At 66.8% G+C, this 21573-nt stretch carries 17 protein-coding genes and 1 tRNA gene; 7 read left to right on the plus strand and 11 right to left on the minus strand.

Annotation, left to right across the window (positions count from 1 at the left end):
• Positions 1-185: 185 nt before the first annotated feature.
• From DEIGR_RS15135 to DEIGR_RS15150, 4 genes are all read right to left on the minus strand, one after another.
• The gene (locus tag DEIGR_RS15135) at positions 186-1412 is read right to left on the minus strand and encodes an argininosuccinate synthase (protein ID WP_058978384.1); all 1227 of its coding nucleotides are present in this window, start codon (positions 1410-1412) and stop codon (positions 186-188) included.
• Between the two features lie 305 nt (positions 1413-1717).
• Complete coding sequence (locus DEIGR_RS15140) at positions 1718-2281, minus strand: hypothetical protein (RefSeq protein ID WP_153013775.1); 564 nt, start codon at positions 2279-2281, stop codon at positions 1718-1720.
• A gap of 84 nt (positions 2282-2365) precedes the next feature.
• Positions 2366-2848, minus strand: a complete 483-nt coding sequence (locus tag DEIGR_RS15145) for a hypothetical protein (RefSeq protein ID WP_058978386.1) — start codon at positions 2846-2848, stop codon at positions 2366-2368.
• A 92-nt stretch (positions 2849-2940) separates the two neighbouring features.
• Positions 2941-4056 (minus strand): pyridoxal phosphate-dependent aminotransferase, encoded by a 1116-nt coding sequence (locus DEIGR_RS15150; protein ID WP_058978387.1) that lies wholly within the window; start codon positions 4054-4056, stop codon positions 2941-2943.
• A gap of 105 nt (positions 4057-4161) precedes the next feature.
• On the opposite strand from DEIGR_RS15150, the gene DEIGR_RS15155 reads away from it, so the two are divergent.
• From DEIGR_RS15155 to DEIGR_RS15165, 5 genes are all read left to right on the plus strand, one after another.
• Entirely contained in the window at positions 4162-4776 is a 615-nt protein-coding gene (locus DEIGR_RS15155) for a LysE/ArgO family amino acid transporter (protein WP_058978388.1), read from the plus strand.
• A gap of 95 nt (positions 4777-4871) precedes the next feature.
• On the plus strand, positions 4872-7940 hold the full coding sequence (carB, locus tag DEIGR_RS15160) for a carbamoyl-phosphate synthase large subunit (RefSeq protein ID WP_058978389.1): 3069 nt from the start codon (positions 4872-4874) through the stop codon (positions 7938-7940).
• 57 nt (positions 7941-7997) lie between these two features.
• Positions 7998-9182, plus strand: a complete 1185-nt coding sequence (locus tag DEIGR_RS19810; protein WP_083524203.1) for an AAA family ATPase — start codon at positions 7998-8000, stop codon at positions 9180-9182.
• A complete protein-coding gene (locus DEIGR_RS20485; RefSeq protein WP_153013776.1) occupies positions 9179-9787 on the plus strand; it encodes a DUF3226 domain-containing protein in 609 nt (202 codons plus the stop codon). The genes DEIGR_RS19810 and DEIGR_RS20485 overlap by 4 nt, the downstream gene beginning before the upstream one ends.
• A gap of 450 nt (positions 9788-10237) precedes the next feature.
• Positions 10238-10636 (plus strand): nucleotidyl transferase AbiEii/AbiGii toxin family protein, encoded by a 399-nt coding sequence (locus DEIGR_RS15165; protein ID WP_160329947.1) that lies wholly within the window; start codon positions 10238-10240, stop codon positions 10634-10636.
• A gap of 141 nt (positions 10637-10777) precedes the next feature.
• Here the strand turns inward: DEIGR_RS15165 and speA are convergent, their stop codons facing one another.
• The 3 genes from speA to DEIGR_RS19815 form a co-directional block, all read right to left on the minus strand.
• Positions 10778-12685: a biosynthetic arginine decarboxylase gene (speA, locus tag DEIGR_RS15170; RefSeq protein ID WP_058978391.1), complete on the minus strand. Its 1908-nt coding sequence runs from the start codon at positions 12683-12685 to the stop codon at positions 10778-10780.
• 249 nt (positions 12686-12934) lie between these two features.
• Positions 12935-13010: transfer RNA gene (locus tag DEIGR_RS15175), tRNA-Asp, on the minus strand.
• Positions 12996-14084 (minus strand): GGDEF domain-containing protein, encoded by a 1089-nt coding sequence (locus DEIGR_RS19815; RefSeq protein ID WP_153013778.1) that lies wholly within the window; start codon positions 14082-14084, stop codon positions 12996-12998. Before DEIGR_RS19815 ends, DEIGR_RS15175 begins: the two co-directional genes overlap by 15 nt.
• A gap of 145 nt (positions 14085-14229) precedes the next feature.
• On the opposite strand from DEIGR_RS19815, the gene DEIGR_RS15185 reads away from it, so the two are divergent.
• Complete coding sequence (locus DEIGR_RS15185) at positions 14230-15240, plus strand: serine hydrolase domain-containing protein (protein ID WP_058978393.1); 1011 nt, start codon at positions 14230-14232, stop codon at positions 15238-15240.
• Positions 15241-15580: 340 nt separating this feature from the next.
• On the opposite strand, the gene DEIGR_RS15190 is transcribed toward DEIGR_RS15185, so the two are convergent.
• The 3 genes from DEIGR_RS15190 to DEIGR_RS15200 are packed head-to-tail and all read right to left on the minus strand — an operon-like array spanning position 15581 to position 18968.
• Complete coding sequence (locus DEIGR_RS15190) at positions 15581-16030, minus strand: response regulator (protein WP_058978394.1); 450 nt, start codon at positions 16028-16030, stop codon at positions 15581-15583.
• On the minus strand, positions 16027-18300 hold the full coding sequence (locus DEIGR_RS15195; protein ID WP_058978395.1) for a PAS domain-containing sensor histidine kinase: 2274 nt from the start codon (positions 18298-18300) through the stop codon (positions 16027-16029). Before DEIGR_RS15195 ends, DEIGR_RS15190 begins: the two co-directional genes overlap by 4 nt.
• A 2-nt stretch (positions 18301-18302) precedes the next feature.
• The gene (locus DEIGR_RS15200) at positions 18303-18968 is read right to left on the minus strand and encodes a response regulator transcription factor (RefSeq protein WP_083524086.1); all 666 of its coding nucleotides are present in this window, start codon (positions 18966-18968) and stop codon (positions 18303-18305) included.
• A 259-nt stretch (positions 18969-19227) separates the two neighbouring features.
• Here DEIGR_RS15200 and DEIGR_RS15205 point away from each other — a divergent pair, with 259 nt between their 5' ends.
• Positions 19228-20901 carry a ribonuclease J gene (locus DEIGR_RS15205; protein WP_058978396.1) on the plus strand — a complete coding sequence of 558 codons (1674 nt, stop codon included), beginning with the start codon at positions 19228-19230 and terminating at the stop codon, positions 20899-20901.
• A 24-nt stretch (positions 20902-20925) separates the two neighbouring features.
• Here DEIGR_RS15205 and DEIGR_RS15210 read toward each other — a convergent pair whose 3' ends face one another.
• Positions 20926-21552 carry a hypothetical protein gene (locus DEIGR_RS15210; RefSeq protein WP_058978397.1) on the minus strand — a complete coding sequence of 209 codons (627 nt, stop codon included), beginning with the start codon at positions 21550-21552 and terminating at the stop codon, positions 20926-20928.
• Positions 21553-21573 lie beyond the last annotated feature (21 nt).

Below are 21573 nucleotides of genomic sequence, written 5' to 3' on the forward strand. Positions count from 1 at the left end.
GTTTACCCAGCGCGTCACGAACCACAACTGAACTGGTCGGCTTGGCGAATTGTTTCCGGCAGTCGAAGCACACGTAGTGACTGGTGCGCCCTTTCGTGCTCAGGAGGATCCGACGTTTGAATGGTGCTTGTGGTTTCACGGCGTTCCTCCCTCGCGGTGCAGAGATGGTCGTGCGCCCCTCAGGGTCAGACCTGGGCGGGTTCCTTGGCGTCGGCTTTGGCTTTCACGCGGGCCTGGACGCGCATGCGCAGGGCGTTGAGTTTGATGAACGCGCCGGCGTCGTGCTGGTTGTAGTCGCCGCCCGCCTCGAAGCTCACGAGGTCCTTGTCGTACAGGCTCTGGGGGGCCTTGCGTCCGGCGACGATGACGTTCCCGCGGTACAGCTTCAGGCGGGCGGTGCCGGTCACGGATTGCGCGACGTGGTCGAAGTACACCTGCAGCGCCTCGCGTTCGGGGGCGAACCAGAAGCCGTTGTACACGAGTTCGGCGTACTTGGGGCTCAGCGCGTCGCGCTGGTGCAGGACCTCGCGGTCGAGGGTGAGGCTCTCGACGGCGCGGCGGGCGTGGTACAGGACAGTGCCGCCGGGCGTCTCGTACACGCCGCGTGATTTCATGCCGACGAAGCGGTTCTCGACGAGGTCGAGGCGGCCCACACCGTGCTTCCCACCCAGTTCGTTGGCCTTGGCCAGCAGGGCGGCGGGCGACAGTTTCTCGCCGTTGATGGCGACGGGATCGCCGTTGACGAACTCGATTTCCACGTACTCGGCTTCATCGGGTGCGTCGGCGGGGTCAACGGTCAGTTTGAACATGTGGGCGGGCGGTTCGGCCCAGGGGTCTTCCAGGATGCCGCCCTCGTAGCTGATGTGCAGGAGGTTGGCGTCGGTGCTCCAGGGGTCCTTCTTGGTGGTGGGGACCGGGATGCCGTGCTCGTGGGCGAAGGCTTCGAGGTCGGCGCGGCCCTGGAAGGTCCAGTCGCGCCAGGGGGCGACGGTGACGATGTCGGGCTTCAGGGCGTAGGCGGTCATCTCGAAGCGCACCTGGTCGTTGCCCTTGCCGGTCGCGCCGTGCGACACGGCGACAGCGCCTTCCTTCTCGGCGATCTCGACCATCTTCTTGGCGATCAGGGGGCGGGCGATGCTGGTGCCGAGCAGGTAGTAGCCCTCGTACAGGGCGCTGGTGCGGAACATGGGGAACACGTAGTCCCGCACGAATTCCTCGCGCAGATCCAGCGCGTAGGCGGCGACGGCGCCGGTGTTCAGGGCCTTGACGCGGGCTTCCTCGACCTCGTCACCCTGGCCGAGGTCGGCGGTGAAGCAGACCACGTCGTAGTTCTTCTCCGTCTGGAGCCACTTGAGGATGATGCTGGTGTCCAGGCCACCGCTGTACGCGAGCACGATCTTTTCTTTCGTCATGACTGATTGTCTCCTGTCTGCGTGAAGGGGGTGCAAGGCGCAGCACAAGGCCGCCCGGCGTGAAGGCGCCGCCTGTGAACCCCGGGGTGGGGTCAGGCGGTCGGCTTCAACGTCGGGAGGTCAGGGTCTGCATATGCGTGTATGGTTATACGCAGATTGCGTATAGCTATGCACGGAAGGCTAGCAGGGGGCGCGCAGAGGGTCAAGCGAGGTGTCCAGCCCAGCCGCCCCCACCACGAAAAACAGGAGCCACCCGCAGGCGACTCCCGTCAGAACAAAGATTCAGGTCTGAACCCGAACGTGGATCAGCGGATGGTGTACGTGAAGCCGATGCGGGGCTTCAGGAACGCACCGTTGATGCTGTTCGACACGCTCTGCCCGCCGCTGCTGGCACTCAGACGCAGGAAGGAGGGTCCACCGGCCAGTTCAGCGAAGGCGCTGAAGCCGGGCGCCACGGCAAAACGCGCGCCAGCCAGCAGGGTGGGGTTGATGGCCGTCACGCGGGCGGTGGTCGTCACGCCGTTGCTGGTGGCGCTGTCGGACACGGTGTTGAAGCCCACGCCGCCCCCGAAGTACACGTCGGCTTCGCCGCTGGTCATCACCGAGCGCAGGTACGTGAACTCGCCGCCGAAGCCCAGCTTCTCGCTGCCGTACAGGTTGGGCAGCAGTTCCAGATCGGCGCGGATGGCGGACATGGCGTCCAGGTCGTAGGTGTAGCTCAGGCTCACCCCGAAGGAGCCATCCACGTCAACGGACTCGCCGTCGGCCCTGTAGAAGCCCTTGTTGTAGGTGCCGCTCAGCCCGAGGCTGTCGGCAGCGGCGAAGGACACGGTGCCCAGCAGGGCGGTGGTGATCAGGATCTTTTTCACGCGCATGAGCATAATCAAACGCCTTCATGAAGGCAAACGAAACTGACCACCTGTGACGGTGGTCAGTCAATGAACTGGTGCGGGTCAGGGCAGGCGGTAGTTCAGACCGATGCGGGCGCCGGAGCCCAGGCGGGTGTTGCTGGCGTTCGTACCGCCCACCGTGATGCGGGGGCCGATGTTACCTTCCACGAAGAAGCTCAGGGGGTCCGTGACGTTGTAGCGCAGGCCCAGCGTGCCGTGCGGGTAGACGCTCACGCCGCCGCCCTGGCCGAGCACGACGCCCGCGCCGAGACCCAGGCCGTAGTAGGGGGTCAGGCCGCCCAGGGCAGAGCCGGTGCCGACGAAGTCACCCAGGTAATCGATGCTACCGCCGACGGAGACGTTGTCGCGGCTGAAGTCGAAGTTCGTGGCGTCCAGGTTCAGGCCGTAGCGCATGGCGCTGGCGCCGGTCAGGTCGGTCTGGTAGTGGATGGTCGCACCGGAGCCGACCGAACCGCCGATGTAGGTGGCGGCGGAGGCGCCGGAGAGGGCGGTGAGGGTCATCAGGCCGAGCAACGTGGTCTTCATGACCCGGAGCATAGACGCGCGCCCGCGGTTTGCATAAGGGAAAATCCCTTACAGAACGCTGATGTCAGGTTTATTACAATCTCATACGTCAGTCAGCTGCGGGCGTGGGCGGCCAGCCGGGTCAGGGCCAGTTCGATCTCGGCGTCGGATTTGCAGAAGGCCCAGCGGGTCAGACCGGCCGGAGCGGCGCAGCGCGCGTAGAACGCCTCACCGGGAATGACCGCCACGCCGGCGTCCAGCAGCGAATCGGCGGTCCAGTCGGGGTGCAGCGCCGTCAGGAAGTACGTGCCGCGCGGCTCGAACACGGTGGCGCCCAGGTCCCGCAGGCCCGAGGCCAGTCGGGTCATGCGCGCCGCGTACCCCGCGCGCAACCCTGCGTAGAACCCAGACTCGCGCGCAACCGGCAGCGCGGCGGCCACTGCGGCCTGGAGGGGCGCGGGCGCGCTGAAACTCGTGATCTGCCGCAGGCCCAGCACGCCCGGCGTGACCCCAGGCGGCGCGGCGATCCAGCCGACGCGCCAGCCGGTCGCCTCCAGCCGCTTCCCGGCGCTGCCGACCGTGAACGTCCGCTCGGGGGCCAGGGTACGCAGCGGGGTGAGGCGCTCGCCGAAGTACAGTTCGTCGTAGACCTCGTCACTGACGATCCACAGGTCGTGCTGCCGGGCCAGCGCCACGATTCCGGCCAGTTCCGCGTCCGTGAAGACCGTGCCGGTGGGGTTGAAGGGGCTGTTCAGCAGCAGCGCCCGCGTGCGGGGCGTGACGGCCGCCGCCAGTGCGTCCAGACTGAACTGCCAGCCGCGCGCCGCGTCCAGCGTCATGGGGACCGTCACGCCGGTCGCGCCCGCCAGCGCCACCTGCGGCAGGTACACGTCAAACACGGGTTCGAGCATCAGGGCCTCGTCGCCGGGACCCAGCAGGGCCAGCGCCAGCAGGTGCAGGGCCTCGGTCGCGCCGCAGGTGACGGTCACGTCCGCGCCGTCCACGCCCAGGTCGGCGCCCAGCGCGTCCCGCAGGGCGGGCAGGCCTGCCGGGGGTGCGTACTGGTCGAAGCGGCCGAGTGCACCGCGCGCGGCGTCCAGCAGGAAGTCCGGTGGGGACGCGCCCGGGAAGCCCTGACCCAGGTTCACCGCGCCCCGCTGCGCCGCGAGGCGACTCATGCGCGCGAAGACGCTCTCCTGGGCGGCGGCGCGCGGGTGCAGGTGTGGCATGAGCGCAGTCTGCATGGGCGCGGGCCGGGCCGCCGGGAGTCGTCTGATCTGCCTGAACAGAACAGCGGGACGAAGCTGGCCGGGCAGGGGGCTACAGTGGGCGGGATGCCTCCTTTCCTGCGTGGGCTGGGCCTGGGCCTGTCGCTGATCGTCGCCATCGGCCCGCAGAACGCGTTCGTGCTGCGCCACGGCCTGACGCGCCGGTTCGCGCTGCTGGCGGCGCTGGCCTGCGCGCTGTGCGACACGCTGCTCATCACGCTGGGCGTGCTGGGCGTGGGCGGGCTGCTGGCGGGTCACGCGGCGCTGGTGCTGGCCGGGACGGTGGTGGGCGCGGCGTTCCTGACGTGGTACGGCCTGCGGGCGCTGCGCGGCGCGTGGGTGGGCGGCGCGGCCCTGCACGTCGGCGGGGCGGGCGCGGGCACGCCCGGCGCGGTGGTGGGCACGGCGCTGGGGTTCAGTCTGCTGAACCCGCACGCGCTGCTGGACACGGTCGTGCTGATCGGCGGGGCCAGCGCGGGCCTGAGCGGCAGCGGGCGCACGGCGTTCCTGCTGGGCACGGTCCTGGCGTCCTGGGCGTGGTTCTTCACGCTGGCGCTGGCGGGCCGGGCGCTGGCGCCGGTGATGGCGCGGCCCGGCGCGTGGCGGGTGCTGGACGCCCTGATCGGCTTGACGCTGCTCGGCACGGCGGTGGGGCTGCTGCTGGGCCTGCGCCTGCCATGAGGGGCGCTGCGGGCCTGGGCTGTCCCGGATGACTGCATAAGTTTGCATGCGCCTTACCTTTCGGGGGGCGGGGCGTGTTAGGCTGGCTCTCTGGAATGCCTAAGCGTACTGACCTCCAGACCATCCTGATTCTCGGCAGCGGCCCCATCCAGATCGGGCAGGCAGCCGAGTTCGACTATTCCGGCACGCAGGCCCTCAAGGCCCTGAAGAAGGAAGGCTACCGGGTGGTGCTGGTGAACAGCAACCCCGCGACGATCATGACCGACCCGGACCTGGCGGACGCCACGTACCTGGAACCCCTGACGCCCGAGTTCGTGCGCCGCGTGATCGAGAAGGAACGCCCGGACGCGCTGCTGCCCACCCTGGGCGGCCAGACGGCCCTGAACCTCGCCATGGACCTGAACGCCGACGGGACCCTGGCGGAGTTCGGCGTGGAACTGATCGGCGCGAACGCCGCCGCGATCCGCAAGGGCGAGGACCGCGAGGAGTTCCAGGCGGCCATGAAGAAGATCGGCGTGGAAACCGCGCGCGGGCAGATGGTGCACTCGATGGAGGAAGCTGTCGAATACCAAAAAGTTATCGGGCTCCCCATCGTGATCCGGCCCTCCTTCACGCTGGGCGGCACGGGCGGCGGCATCGCGCACACCTACGAGGAGTTCCTGGCGATCACCGAGGGCGGCCTGCGCGACAGCCCCGTCACCAGCGTCCTGCTGGAGGAATCGATCCTGGGCTGGAAGGAGTACGAGCTGGAGGTCATGCGCGACCACGCCGACACGGTCGTGATCATCACCTCCATCGAGAACTTCGACCCGATGGGCGTGCACACCGGCGACTCCATCACGGTGGCCCCGGCGCAGACCCTGAGTGACGTGGAGTACCAGCGGCTGCGTGACCAGTCCCTGGCGATCATCCGCGAGATCGGCGTGGACACCGGCGGCAGCAACATCCAGTTTGCGGTGAACCCCAAGGACGGCCGCGTGATCGTCATCGAGATGAACCCCCGCGTCAGCCGCAGCAGCGCGCTGGCGAGCAAGGCGACCGGCTTCCCCATCGCGAAGATCGCCGCGCTGCTCGCCGTCGGGTATCACCTCGACGAGCTGAAGAACGACATCACCCTGAGCACCCCCGCCAGCTTCGAGCCGAGCATCGACTACGTCGTCACGAAGATCCCCCGCTTCGCGTTCGAGAAGTTCCCCGGCAGCAGTGACGCGCTGGGCACCCAGATGCGCAGCGTGGGCGAGGTCATGGCGATCGGCCGCACCTTCAAGGAGAGCCTCCAGAAGGCCATGCGGAGCATCGAGTCGGACGTGCGCGGCGCGTTCGCCGCCATGAGCGACGAGGACCTGCGCGGGCTGCTGTACGGCAACCCCCGCCGCCTGGAAGCCGTGCTGGAACTCCTGCGCCGCGGCGAGACCACGGCGGCGCTGTTCGACGCGACGAAGATCGACCCGTGGTTCCTCAGCCAGCTGAAGGAGATCATCGACGCCGAGACCGAGATCACGCAACTGGGCCCGATCGGCGAGTGGAAGTACGAGATCTGGCGCGAGGTCAAACGCCTGGGCTTCAGCGACGCCCGCATCGGCGAGATCGTCGGCCTGAGCGAACTGGACGTCCGCGCCCTGCGCAAGGAAGCCAAGGCCACGCCCGTCTACAAGACCGTGGACACCTGCGCCGCCGAATTCGAAGCCTTCACGCCCTACCACTACAGCACCTACGAGTGGGAGGACGAGGTCACGAGCACCGACAAACCCAAGGTCGTCATCCTGGGATCGGGCCCCAACCGCATCGGGCAGGGCGTGGAATTCGACTACGCCACGGTTCACGCCGTCTGGGCCCTCCAGGAAGCCGGGTACGAGACCATCATGGTCAACAGCAACCCGGAAACGGTCAGCACCGACTACGACACCGCCGACCGCCTGTACTTCGAACCCCTGACGTTCGAGGACGTCATGAACATCGTCGAACACGAGAAACCCGTCGGCGTGATCGTGCAACTCGGCGGGCAGACCCCCCTGAAACTCGCCAGGCGACTCGCGGACGCCGGAGCCCCCATCATCGGCACCAGCCCCGAAACCATCCACGAAGCCGAAGACCGCGCCAGCTTCAACGCCCTGTGCGAACGCCTCGGCCTGCCCCAACCCAAAGGCAAGGTCGCGGAAACCCCGGATCAGGCCGCCGCCCTGGCCACCGAACTCGGCTTCCCGCTCATGGCCCGCCCCTCCTACGTCCTCGGCGGGCGCGCCATGCGCACCGTCCGCAGCATGGACGAACTCACCACGTACCTGAACGAGGTGTACGCCGCCGTCGAAGGGCAACCCAGCATCCTCCTCGACCAGTTCCTCGAAGGTGCGCTGGAACTCGACGTGGACACCCTCTGCGACGGACAGACCGCCGTCGTCGCGGGCATCATGGAACACGTCGAAGCCGCCGGGGTCCACAGCGGGGACAGCGCGTGCATCCTCCCCCCCGTCACCCTCGACCCCGCCATCCTGGCTCGCGTCAAGGCCGACACGGAACGCCTCGCCCTGGAACTGGGCGTCCGGGGCCTCATGAACGTCCAGTGGGCCATCAAGGACGGCACCGCGTACATCCTCGAAGCGAATCCCCGCGCCAGCCGCACCGTCCCGTTCGTCAGCAAGGCCGTGAACCACCCCCTCGCCAAGAGCGCCGCCCGCATCGCCGTCGGCCACACCCTCGCGCAGATCGGCCTCACCGACACCCCCACCCCCCCCATGTACTCCGTGAAGGAAGTGCACCTGCCGTTCCTGAAATTCAAGGGCGTCATCCCCACCCTCGGCCCCGAAATGAAAAGCACCGGCGAAAGCATGGGCATCGACACCGACCCCTACCGCGCGTTCTACCGCGCGCAGATCGGCGCGAAAAACAACCTCCCCACCACCGGCACCGCCCTGCTCCTCGGCGACGGACTGGACGACATCGCCACGCAACTTCAGGACGCGGGCCTGACCGTCACCCGCCAGCAGACCGACGAGCTGCCCGCCCTGCTGATCGACGTGACCGGCAGCGAGTACCTGCGCACCGCGCTGGAACGCGGCGTGCCCATCGTCAGCACCCGCGAAGCCGCCGAGTGGACCGCCAAGGCGATTGCCGCCGCGAAGGATGACGCACTGGGCGTGAAGAGCCTCCAGGAATGGGTAGGTTAAGATAGGTCGACGCCCGCCAAAAACTCACCAGACTCAACTTACACCATTCGAGGAAAAATGATACGCCAGCTTTCAATAAGTAACTTTAGAGCATTCGATGATTTGAGCGTAAGCCAGTTGGGTAGAGTTAATTTAATAGTCGGGAAAAACAACGTTGGCAAAACGGCACTTATGGAGGCAATTCAGTTTTATGTGCGAGGGGCTGATGCCTCGGCACTATCACAATACCTATTTGAGAAAGATGAGATTATCATCCTAAATTCTCCAAATGGAGAATTCGATACATATGGAGCCAATTTTGCCGCCCTATTCCACAATTACAAACGAAACTTTTTTGGGAGTTATCTAGTCGAAATAACAGATAATTATAGGCCACAAGACTCTTTAAGAGTTTATACCGAGAACGTACCAGTCCAAAGAAGAACTACTGTTATAGACGACGAAGGCCTTTCGTCGTACCAAAGATCCGCACTGGAAGAGCTCAATAAGCGCATTGACTCAACCAATGAAGTCGCGCTTTTCGTAGATAAGGGCGCGAAATCCGACTATATAGCCTTCAGCGATACAATAGATAGACAGGAAAGATATCGCAGAGCCGCTCCAAGAAAAGCATTGTCGGATAATGATGCCAACATCATGAATATTCAAAGTGGAACTATTTCGCAAAGCGAAATTGCAAGATATTGGGATACAATTACACTGAGAGATTCCGAGAAGCGTGTTCTTGAACTAGTGAGAGAGATAGCACCAGTGGAGAGAATTACTTCTATCCAAAGGACATCTCGCAGATCAGATCGGATTATATTACTCAAGCTCGAAAATCACGATCAGCCCATTCCGTTGAAAAGTATGGGAGAGGGCATATCTCGTGTCATTCAAATAGCCCTGACACTCGAATCAAATTTCGACAAAGATAATCAGATGGGAATGACATCGATTTTCCAAAGCCATGGAGATACTCAAAACTACCTTTTTATTGATGAACTTGAAAACGGAATACACTTTGCCGCACTCAAGGGAGTATGGGAATTCATATTTAAAATTGCCGAACTAAGAAATATTCAAGTGTTCGTGACCTCACACTCGTGGGACTGCATTGAAGCATTTCAACAAGTATCGCAGCAATTCGACTCTTCAGGCGTACTGATAAGCTTGAAAGATAAGAAGAATAGGAAAGTAGCGACGGTATTTTCAGAAGATGAACTCAGATTTATTTCGAAAAACGATATTGAGGTAAGATGATGTCCGATTCGCTACTAATTGTAGAAGGCCCAGATGATAAACACGTTATGTATAGCTTATTCGAATCATACACTGTACCGCAAGTTTTTGAGGTTAGGGAGCTAGAAGGAATTGAAACCATCGTTTCTTCTTTACCCACACTTATCAAAGCCACATCCAGACTTGGTATTGTCATAGATGCAGATCTCGATATACAATCTAGATGGGAAAGTCTAAGGCATCAGGTAAAAGACAAAGGATTTGATCTCCCAGAAACGCCCGATTCAGACGGCTTAAGGATTGAGAACGCCGATGGGGACGTCTTGGGAATTTGGATTATGCCTGATAATAGCATTCCCGGGATGTTAGAAGATTTTTTAAAACTCATTATTCCCGACGAAGACGAACTGCTTCCTTTAGCAGCTCAATTTGTCGAGACGCTGCCGGAGGCAAAAGGAAGATTCTCGGAAAAGCATAAATCCAAAGCCATTATTCACACATACTTGGCAATAAATAAAGATCCAGGATTAAGATTTGGAACCGCCGTGAAAGCCAAATATTTTGATGCTTCAAAACCGATAGCTTCTAAATTCATCTCTTGGGTAAATAGAGTACTGGTCGCATGAACAACCGGGTAAATTAAAATACAATCTACCGATTGTCGATGAATAAAATGACTAAACATTACTCAGTAAAATGCATCAAATATCTAAGAGAGACTGAATTCGAGGGAAGGGCACGCTCTAAATCCTACCGCAAAGACAACCACTCTCCACACCAGAATGAAGGCACTGACTGTTTGCCTACGCTTCTGCTGGGGCGCGGGGTGGTGTCGTGGGGCGGACTGAGCCAAGAAGCAAGGACCGCCCCTCTCCCCTGTCAGCCCCCTGTGGGATACTGCGTCATGACCCTCCGCCGCACCCTGACGCTCACCACGCACGCGGACGCCGCCCGCGCCGACCGGGAAGCGAACTGGGCGAAAACGCCCCAGGAGCGGCTGGCGGAAGTGGAATTCCTGCGCGCGCAGAGGTACCCCGGTGGAACTGCCCCCAGACTTCAGAGAACTCTTGAGTTTATTGAACGCCCACAGCGTTAGGTATTTGCTGGTGGGCGGGTACGCGGTCGGCGCGCACGGCTTTCCCCGGTACACGGGTGACCTTGACCTGTTCTACGGACTGGGCGCGGAGAACACCTCGCGGCTGGCGGGCGCGCTGACGGAGTTCGGGTTGCCCGTGACGGCTGCGGAGATTGACCGGGAGAACGTGATGTTCCGCATGGGCGTGAAGCCGATCATGGTGGAGTTCATGAGCGAGATCAGCGGCGTGCCGTTCGAGCAGGCGTGGCAGAACCGCGTGTCGTGGACGCTGGGTGACTTGACGGTGCCCATGATCTCCCTGTCGGACTTGCGGGTGAACAAGCGCGCGTCGGGGCGGCACAAGGATCTGGCGGACCTGGAGGAACTGCCCGAAGGTTAGGAGGGGCTCGGAGGCGCGCTGTGCCGGAAGGGTGAGGGGGCGTGTAACCCACGTCCCCTCTCCCCCTCCATCAACCGTGACCCATCAACGCGCGGGAGGCGGGTACGCCCAGTGCGCCCCGCCTCCCGCGTCCTGCTTCGCTCAGTTCTCGTATTCGAGGTACGTGTACCCGAGGAGTTCCTCGCCGTAGTCCTCGAGGAGTTCGTGTTCCTGCTCGTTGGTCAGGATGCCGTTCTTGATGGCGGCGTCGGCCTGATCCTCGATGCTGTCGCGCAGCATGGGTTCCTCGTAGCCCATGGATTCGATCATGCGGCGCGCCTTCTGGCCGCGGACGAACAGGTCGATGTGGAAGCGGCCGCCGGGGCGCAGGGTGACGTGCGCCTCGCTGACCTTCCCGAAGAGGTTGTGGGCGCTGCCGAGCACGTCCTGGTAGGCGCCCATCAGGAACACGCCCAGGTAGTAGGGTTTGTCGCCGGGTTCGTGCAGCGGGAGGGTGGCCTTGACGTCGCGCAGGTCGATGAATTTCTCGATCTTGCCGTCGCTGTCGCAGGTGATGTCGACCAGGGTGGCCTGCCGGGTGGGTTTCTCGTTCAGGCGGTCGAGCGGCACGATCGGGAACAGTGCCTGGATGGCCCAGTTGTCCGGGAGGCTCTGGAACAGGCTGAAGTTGCAGATGTACTTGTCCGCCAGGACTTTCTGCAGGTCTTCCAGTTCGTCCGGGACGTATTTTTCGTTCTGGATGAGTTTGGCGACCTTGCGCAGGATGGCGTTGAACAGCGCCTCGCCGCGCGCGCGGTCCTGAAGGGTGACGTAGCCCAGGTCGAAGAGGTTGTGGAGGGTCTGCTTGTCACCGACGGCGTCGTTGTAGGACTCGCGGTAGTTCCGGGCGGTGATGTTCGCCAGGATGTCTTCCATGTCCTTGATGATCTGGTGGCTGTTCTCGTCGGCGGGGGCGAGGTCTTCGAGGTCGCGGGTGGGGCCGGTGACGTCCACGACCGGGAGGATCAGCACGGCGTGGTGCGCGGTGAGCGCCCGGCCGGATTCGCTGACGATGACGGGTTCGGGGACGCCTCTGGCCTTGCAGGTTTCCTGCACGGTGTACACGACGTCGGCGGCGTACTCCTGCACGGTGTAGTTCATGCTGGCGTAGAAGGTGGTCTTGGACCCGTCGTAGTCCACGCCGAGGCCGCCGCCGACGTTCAGGTACTTCAGCTGCGCCCCGGCGGCGATCAGGCCCGCGTACGTCTGCGTGGCTTCACGCACGGCGACCTTCACGCGGCGGATGTCGGTGATCTGCGACCCGATGTGGGTGTGCAGCATGACCAGACTGTCGAGCATGTCCTCTTCTTTCAGGCGTTCCACGACGCGCAGGAGTTCGTAGGCGTTCAGGCCGAACTTCGCCTGATCCCCGCCGGATTCCTCCCACTGCCCCGAGCCGCGCGCGTGCAGTTTGAAGCGCACGCCGATCGCGGGGCGCACGCCGAGCGCCTTGGCCTGCTTGAGGATGCGGTCGAGTTCGCTGTACTTCTCGATGGTGATGACGACGTTCTTCCCGAGGGTGCGGCCCCACAGGGCCAGCTTGATGAACCCGTCGTCCTTGAAGCCGTTGCAGCACAGCAGCGCGTCCGGGTGCATGCGCTGCGCGAGGCACAGCGCGAGTTCGGCCTTGCTGCCGGCCTCCAGGCCGTGCGCGTAGTCGTACCCGGCGGCGGCGATGCTCTCGACGACCACGCGGCGCTGGTTGACCTTGATCGGGAACACGCCCTGGTAGTGGCTGGTGTAGCCGTACTCGGCGATGGCCTTCCCGAACGCCTCGTTCAGGTGCTTGACGCGGCCGGTGATCACCTGCGGGAAGCGCAGGATGACGGGCAGGCTCTCGCCCCGGTCGACGATCTCGTCCACGATGGCGCGCAGGGGCGCGTGCAGGCCGGGGGTGGGGGTGACCTCCACCTGGCCCTTGTCGGACACGCGGAACCACCCGCCACTCCAGTTGGGCACCTGGTACAGTTCGGCGGCGTCGGTGGTGGAAAAACTTGCTGGGGTCGTCATTGAGGGGCGTCCTCCTCCGGTGGGGATAGGCTCGCCGTGCGCGGGGTTCGGAGCAGAGCGCAGCTCGCGGACGCCGTGCGAAACCGGGCGCATGATACGGCAAACCGGCGCGCCCGCGTGTATCCCCCGCCCTCATTGCGGCCTTCATGTTCCGGCGGCCCGCGCTGAGCACCGCGCCCGGGCACCAGCGCCAAGGACCGGGGTCAACGAAGGAAGCGCCTGCGGCGTTCACCGAGGCGCTTCCCTTGCTGGCGGTCCGGACGGGATTTGAACCCGCGACCTTCTGCGTGACAGGCAGATATGCTAACCGCTACACTACCGGACCAGCGGAGAGAAGGTTACCGGCCAGCGGCGCGCTTGTCAAGCGGCGCGGCACCTGGCTCCCCCACGCGGCGAGCACCACCCGGTCACGCCCGGCGTCCTTCGCGGCGCGCAGGGCCGCGTCGGCCCGCTCAAAGGCCCGCCCGAGGTCCTCGCCGTCACCCCGGCGGGTCAGTCCGGCGCTGAGCGTCACGCGCTGCCCGCCCGTGAACTGCCGCGCGGCGATCTCGCGCCGCACGCCCTCCAGCACCGCCGGGGCGTCACTCCCGGCGGGCAGCAGCAGCACGAATTCCTCGCCCCCCCAGCGGTAAGCCTCGCCGTGCCCGGCCAGCGCGTCCTGAATGACGTCCGCCACGGCCCGCAGCACCCGGTCCCCCGCGAGGTGCCCGTGCGTGTCGTTCACGCGCTTGAAGTGGTCGATGTCCAGCACCGCCACGTGCAGCGGCTCCGGGCCGTCCGGGCGTTCGTTCAGCGCGCGGCGGTTCAGCAGCCCGGTCAGCGGGTCGCGCACGCGTTCCTGCTCGCCCGCGTGGTACCGGGCGTTCATGTGCGCGAACGTCAGCGCGGAGTACACGACCGCCGCGCCGATCACCGCCACGAGCAGCGGCAGGTTCAGCAGCGGCCCCGGCTGCAGGCCCTGCGTTTGCCAGCGCCACACGAGCAGCGTCATGCTCAGCGTCAGGGTGACGTTCAGGGCCAGCGCGGTGCGGGGCCGGTCCGCGAACAGCAGCGTCCAGGCCATCAGGGTGGCGGGCGTGAACAGCAGCGCCACGGACAGCTGCGCCGGCGTGCCCCGCAGGGCCGGCAGGTGCCCGAACGCCGCCACGCCCAGCACGAAGGCGATGGCCGTGACCGCGAAGCCGTACCGCACGGCGTCCCGCAGCCGCGCGGGCAGCAGCAGGCGCAGCGCCGCGCCCAGCCCGGCCAGGACCGTCAGCAGGGGCAGCACCGGGTTGTCCTGCCCGCCACTGCTGAGGGTCAGGGCGACCGTCGCGGCGGGCAGCACCACCCGGAAGTACAGGCGGCCCACCTGATCGTGCAGGGGCGCAGGGTCCTGGATGTGGGTGCGGTGCGGCATGCGGTCTCCGGCCGGGCGGGCGCGCGCCCCGGCGGCCCGCAGCGTAGGGGGCCGGGTGTGGCGCCACTCTGACAGGCGCGCGAGCGGCGAACATGAAGGGCGGCGCCGCTGCGCGCAGGATACGGCGCGGGATACGCTGCGGGCCATGTTCCGTGACCCGTGGCGGGAGACGCTGCGCGACCTGGGCGGCGTGCTGGGCCGGGACCTGTCCGCGTACCGGGCGCCGCTGCGCGCCGCGCTCGCGCAGGGCGGCGTGGTGGGCGCGGCGCGCGGGGACGCGCGGGTGGTGCGGGGCGTGGGCGGAACCCCACCCGGCGGGATGTTCGAACTGGCCAGCGTCAGCAAGCCGTTCACGGCGGCGCTGGCCGGGGTGCTGGCGGACCGGGGGGCGCTGGACTGGCACGCGCCCCTCGCGGCGCTGGGCGGGCCGCTGCGGGGCGTGCCGCGCCACGTGACCGCGTGGACCCTGGCGACGCACACGGCGGGCGTGCCGCTGCACCCGGCGCGGGTGGGCGTGACGACGTTCACGCACTTCCACGACCCGTACGGCCCCATGAGCCCCGGCGCGGTGGTGCTCAGCGTGCGCCGCTGGGCGCGGCCCGGCGCGCGGTTCCAGTACTCGAATCTCGGCGTGGGACTGCTGGGCCTGGCGGCGGCGCGCGCGGCCGGCGAGGCCTTCAGCGCGGACGGCTACGCGCGGGCGCTGCGGCGCGAGGTGACCGGCCCGCTGGGACTGAACGTCACGGCGCGCGCCCCGGCGGACGTGGTCCGGCCCGGCGTGGGCCTGCTGACCGGGGGGCAGGTGACGGGCTTCGGGCCGCTGGTGGGCGCCGGGGGGCTGTTCGGCGCGGCCGACGACCTCCTGAACTTCGGCGCGGCGCAGCTGACCGGGCGGCTGGGGGGCGCGTGGCGGGACGCGCGGCGCGTGCCGGGCCTCCCGCCGGGCATCGCGGGCGTCGCGCCCGGCTGGTTCGCGCGGGGCGCGCTGCCGGGCGGGGTGCGCTGGCATGACGGCGTGGCGCGCGGCACCCGCACGGGCCTGGGCGTGCAGCTGGACCGGGGCGCGGTGGTGGTCGTGCTGGCACGCGGCGGGGTGCCCCTGCTGGGGCCGCGCGACGCCGTCCCGGCCCTGCTGCGCGCCCTGCTGGACCCCTGAACGAGTAGTGGGGGCACCTGATACGGGATTAAAATGGCTCGCCGCCGAGTTGAACACGTTCCGTTTTCCCCTCTCCCCCTGTGGGAGAGGGAGGGAGGCGCGAAGCGACGGAAGGGTGAGGGGGCCACCGGGCGACTCCGAATGCTGTGGAATCACTTGAATCCCGTATGACCACACCAGCGGTTGGCAGTGGGCTGAAAGGGCGTGGTGCTGGCCTCAGGGTGCGACCGGACACCGCTGTGACCGCAGACGGCACGCACGTGAGCCCACGTCACTGGGCGGCGCCCCCTGCGCCGCGCAGGGCGGGAGGGGGCGCCGCAGGGGGAAGCGGGGGGGCGGGTCAGGCGCGGGGGGGGAAGCGCACGAAGGTCAGCCAGAACGACTCGAAGGCGCGCATGGCGCCCAGGAAGTTCTCGAATCCCACGGGTTTGACGACGTAGCCGCTGGCGTGCCGTTCGTAGGAGGCGCGTACGTCGTCCTCGGCCTGGCTGGTGGTGAGCATCACGACCGGGATGCTGCGCAGCGCGGGGTCGGCCTTGACTTCCGTCAGGACTTCCAGGCCGGTCTTGCGGGGCATGTTGATGTCCATCAGGATGACGTCGGGGCGGGGGGCGGCGGCGTGTTCGCCCTCGCGGCGCAGGAAGCGCAGCGCCTCGACGCCGTCACGGGCGACGTGCATGCGGTTGGGCACGCGGGCGTCCTCGAAGGCCTCGAGGGTGAGCAGCACGTCGGGTTCGTTGTCCTCCACGAGCAGGATCTCGATGGGGTCGGTGGCGGGGTCGTGGGTCATGAGGGTACCGCCGGGAGGGTCAGGTGGAAGGTGCTGCCCTGATCAGGGGTGGAGTCGAGCCAGATGCGGCCGCCGTGATGTTCGGTGATCTTACGGCAGATGGCCAGACCCATACCGTTGCCGGCGTACGTTTCGCGGCGGTGCAGGCGCTGGAAGATCTCGAAGATCCGCGCGTGGTATTCCGGCGCGATGCCGATGCCGTTGTCGCGCACCTGCACGTGGATCATGTCGCCCTCGCGGCGGGACGTGACCTGCACGTGCGCCGCCTCGCCGGGCCGGTGGAATTTCAGGCCGTTGCTGACGAGGTTCGTCAGGAGTTGCGTCAGGAGGGACGCCTGCCCCATGACCTGGTCCGGGGTGTCCCAGGCCAGCGAGCTGCCGTCGGCGTCCAGGGTGCCGCGCACGTTCTGCTGCACGCCGCGCAGCAGCGTGTCGAGCGCCACGGGGGTCAGGGTGAGGTCCGCGCGGCTCAGGCGGGCGAAGCCCAGCAGGTCCTGGATCAGGCTGCGCATGCGGTCCACGGCGTCCTGCATGAAGTGCAGGTACTGGTCGGCGCGCGGGTCGAGCTGCCCCTGGTAGCGCCGCGCGAGGAGTTCGGTGTAGCTGCCGACGGTCCGCAGGGGTTCTTGCAGGTCGTGGCTGGCGACGTACGCGAACTGTTCGAGATCCTGGTTGCTGCGTTCGAGGTCCTCGATGAGCTCCTGCAGCTGCTCCTGCGCGCGGACGCGTTCGGTGATGTCCTGCACCATGACGACCGCGCCGCTGGGCTGCCCGTCCTCGTCGTGGGTGGGCGTGACGACGTACGCGACGGGCACGGCGTGGCCCTGAGCGTGCCACATGACGTCGCGTTCCACGCGGCGCGTCTGGCCGTCGCGCAGGGTCTGGTGGATGGGGCACTCGGCGAGGGGGTAGGGGCGGCCGTCCTCGTGGTGGTGGTGGACCAGGTCGTGCTGCGGCTGGCCGATCATGCGCTCGATGCTGTAGCCCAGCATGCGCGCGGCGGCCGGGTTGGCGAAGGTGGTGACGCCGCGCCCGTCCAGCCCGAAGATGCCCTCCCCGGCGGCGGTGAGGAGCAGGGTGCTGAAGCGCGTGACGCGCGCGAGGTCCTCGGTGCGCTGCTGCACGCGGCCTTCCAGTTCGGCGTTCAGGGCCCGCAGGGCCTGTTCGGCCTCGCGGATGGCGCTCAGGTCGCTGTGCGTGCCGACCCATTCGACCAGCTGCCCGCGTTCCTCGGTGACGGGTACCGCGCGGACCTGCATGGGCACGTACTGCCCGTCGGCGCGGCGCAGGCGGTGCTCGACGCTGTACAGGTCACCGTCGCGGACGGCGCGCTGCCACTCCGCGATGGTGTGGGCGCGGTCGTCGGGGTGAATGGCGTCCAGCCAGCCCACGCCGCGGTACTGCGCGGGGGTCTGCCCGGTGAAGGCCTCCCAGTCGGCCTGTGGCGGCTGGAAGTCCCCGTCGGGGAAGGCGTCCCAGACGATCTGGCTCGTGGCGCGCACGAGTGAGCGGTAGCGGCGTTCCCGGCGGCGCATCTCGGTCTGCATGGCCTGCTTCTCGGTGACGTCCGCGAAGACGGTCGTGACCTGTTTGGGCTGTGTGGCGCCGGGCGCGCGGCGGGGAATGGCGGTGACCTGCAGCCAGCGCCAGTCCTGCGCCTGCGGGTGGTACACGCCCATGGGGACCTCGCGCTGCACCTGCAGGGTCCGCAGGGCCTGCACGCTGGGGTGCGTCTCGCCGGGGAAATCCGTGCCGTCGGGGTGCACGGCGCGCCATTCGGGGTCCATGGAGTCCCGGCCCAGGAGCTGCTCGCGGGTCATGCCCAGGATGCGGGCGGCCGCGTCGTTGGCGAGCAGGATGCGGGTGTCCGGGGCCTGCACGGTCATGCCCAGGCCCAGGCCGTCCATGAGTTCCAGCGCGACCTCCAGCGGGTCGCGCGCCACGTGCAGGTGCAGCAGCGCGCCGCCTGCGCTGGGCGCGACGGTCAGCAGGCCCGGCGCGGCGGTGTCCACGACCTGCACGGTCACCTGCCGGGTCTCGCCGCCCAGCGCGGCCTGCACGGCGTCCCGGATGGCGGGGACGCTGCTGGCCTGGAACAGCGCCATCCAGTCGCCGGTGGCCGAGTACTGGGCCACGCGCGCCTGCGCGGCGCGGTTCAGCGTGACCTGCCCGTCCGCGCCCAGGTGGGCGACCGGGTCGGGCAGGGCGGCGAGCAGCGCGGCGGCGTCCAGGGTCTGGAACGCGGCGCTGCCCGCGTCGGGGAGGGTCACGGTCAGCCGCGCAGGGCGTAGCCGACGCCGCGCACCGTGCGGAGCAGGCCGTAGCCGTCGAGGTCACGCAGCTTGGCGCGCAGGTTGGCCATGTGGACGTCCACGACGTTGCTGCCCTCGGGCAGGCGGCCCTGCCAGATGTCCTGCCCGATCTCGTGGCGGGAGTACACGCGGCCCGGCTGGCGGATCAGCAGCGCCAGGATGTCGAACTCCTTGGGCGAGAGGCGCAGCTCGTCGCCCTTGAAGGTCACGAGGCGCTTTTGCGGGTCCAGGGTCAGGTCGCCCATGGTGAGGCTCTCGGTGGTGCGCTGGCGCAGCTGCACCTTCACGCGGGCGAGCAGTTCGTCCGGGTGGAAGGGTTTGATCAGGTAGTCGTCGGCGCCCAGGCCCAGCAGGCGCACCTTTTCCTCGACGGTGTCGCGGGCAGTCAGCACGATGATCGGCACGGCGCTGTTCTTGCGCAGGCGCTGCACGACGTCCCCGCCGTCGAAGTCCGGCAGGCCCAGGTCCAGGAGGATCAGGGTGGGCTGCTCCTCGCGGGCCTTGATCAGGCCGTTCATGGCGGAGTCGGCGTGGTCGACCTCGAAGCCGGCGTCGGTCAGGTCCATGCGCAGGACGTTGGCGATATCCAGGTCGTCCTCGATGATGAGAATGCGTTGCGGGGTCACGCCAGCATGATACCGCCGCGCGCGCACTGGCCTTCATGATGTTTTCTTGATCTACGCCCCTTGCACTTCCACAAATGACCCGGTCGTCACCTGCTCGTCCCTGCCGCCCTCATGCAGTGTGGTACGTTGAACGCACTTCGCCCCCCCGGCCCGCCCCCGCGGCGGTTCACGACGGGCGACACAACCCACTCACTCAGGCCGCATTCCCTGGCCCCGCCTTCTCTCACACCCTGCCCCGGCGCAGGTCACCGGAGTCCCCATGAGCAACCCCAGCAAGGCCCCCCGCCCCGAGGGCGCGGCCCCACACCTCGAAGTCATCCCGCTCGGCGGCATGGGCGAGATCGGCAAGAACATCACCGCGTACCGGTTCGAAGACGAGATCATGGTCGTCGACGCGGGCCTGGCGTTCCCCGAGAGCCACCAGATGGGCATCGACCTGATCATCCCCCGCATCGACTACCTGCAGCAGAACGCCGGACTGATCAAGGGCTGGATCCTCACCCACGGGCACGAGGACCACATCGGCGGGCTGCCGTACATCCTGCCCCGCCTGCCGCGCGTGCCGGTGTACGGCGCGGGCCTGACCCTGGGCCTCGTGCGCGAGAAACTTTCCGAGTTCGGCATCAAGGACGGCGAGGTGGACCTGCGCGAGGTGGACCTCAGCGACAAGGTCAAGATCGGCACGCACTTCCAGGTCGAGTTCTTCCGCATGACCCACTCCATCCCCGACAACGCCGGGTACCTGCTCACCACCCCCGCCGGGGTCGTCATGCACACCGGGGACTTCAAGCTCGACGAGGAACCCAGCGACGGCAAGACCAGCGACCTCGCCCGCATCGAGCAGGCCGGGAAGGACGGCATCACGCTGCTCCTGAGCGACTCCACGAACGCCGAGCGTCAGGGCCGCACCGTCAGCGAGGCCGAGGTCGCCCGTAACCTCGAGACCCTCATCGCGGGCCTCAAGGGCCGGGTGTTCCTGACGACCTTCGCGTCGAACGTGCACCGCGTGCAGAACGTCATCAACATCGCCCACCGCCAGCGCCGCCGCGTCGTCATGGAAGGCCGCAGCATGATCAAGTACGCGCAGGTCGCCCAGACCCTGGGCTACATGGAACTGCCCGAACCGTTCCTGGCCAGCGACGAGGTCGGCGGCCTGCAGGACCAGCAGGTGCTGTACGTCTGCACCGGCAGCCAGGGCCAGCCCATGAGCGTCCTGTCGCGCCTGGCGTTCGGGAACCACGCCAAGATCGCGCTGCGCCGCGGCGACAGCGTCATCCTGTCGAGCAACCCCATCCCCGGCAACGAGGAAGCCGTGAACCTCGTCATCAACCGCCTGTACGAGATCGGCGTGGACGTCTACTACCCCCCGAACTACCGCGTGCACGCCTCCGGGCACGGCAGCCAGGAAGAACTCGCGACCATCCTGAACCTCGCCCGGCCCAAGTACTTCCTGCCCTGGCACGGCGAACCCCGCCACCAGATCAACCACGCCCGCCTCGCCCAGACCCTCCCCCGCCCGCCCAAACGCACCCTGATCGCCCGCAACGGCGACGTCGTGCGCGTGTCCCAGGACGACTTCAAGGTCACCGGCACCGTCCCCGCCGGGGCCGTGTACGTGGACGGCCTGGGCGTCGGCGACATCGGCGACGACGTGCTGCTCGACCGCGTGAACATGAGCCAGGAAGGCATCCTGATCATGACCGCCGTGCTGCACCCCACCCCCCACGTCGAGATCGTCTCGCGCGGCTTCGTGCGCGCCAACCGCGAACTCGACGCGCAGATCCGCAAGGTCGCCCTGGACGCCATCGAACAGGGCCTGCGCGAGAAGAAGCGCCTCGAGGACGTCCGCGACGACATGTACGGCGCCGTCCGCCGCTTCGTGCGCAAGGTCACGGGCCGCAACCCCGTCCTGATCCCCCTGATCGTCGACTGAACGTCCGGTTCCCGGCGGCCCCTGTCAGTCGGCGGGGGCCGTGTCGTTTGCGCTGAGCGGCTCACGCTCACCGAGGTCAAGCCGGGTCAGGCGTTCCGCATCCTGCAAGGCGACCTGCGCGTCTGCCGCTTCTGACGCGGGCAGAAGCGCCGCCACCAGCCGAGCCGGGCGGAAGGGACCCACCGAATGCGCCCAGATCAGTCGACGGCTGTTGCGCGGCACGGACATGAACGTCACCAGACCCGCCGGGGTCTGCACCTGATCGAGCCAGGGGAACAGGGCCTCTTGCCAGTGCAGCCTCAGCCGCTCCACCTGTCGCTGCGTCTCGGATTCGGATGATCCTGGCAACAGCTGGATCCAGGGGGTGTCCTGTCCCGTCAGCCGCGCATAGGTCGTCCGGAACGTCACCGTCAGTGGTCGCCCGTCCAGCTGGACGTCGAATCCCGTGTCTGCTTCCATGGACAGCCGCCAACTTCGTCGGTGCCACCAGGCGCGCAGACCAAGCCGCTGCTGGCCCCATGGGGTGACGCGGGTCCATCCGATGGATTCGGTGGAACTCACCTGCGCGCCGTCCCAGACCACTGCATCGGCAGACACGGCCCGCAGTTGCGCGAGCGTCAGATCATCCGGTGGCGGGACGGAGCGGGGCATGCTGCCAGTCTGCGCCCTATC

This window comes from Deinococcus grandis, assembly GCF_001485435.1.
Taxonomy (GTDB): domain Bacteria; phylum Deinococcota; class Deinococci; order Deinococcales; family Deinococcaceae; genus Deinococcus; species Deinococcus grandis.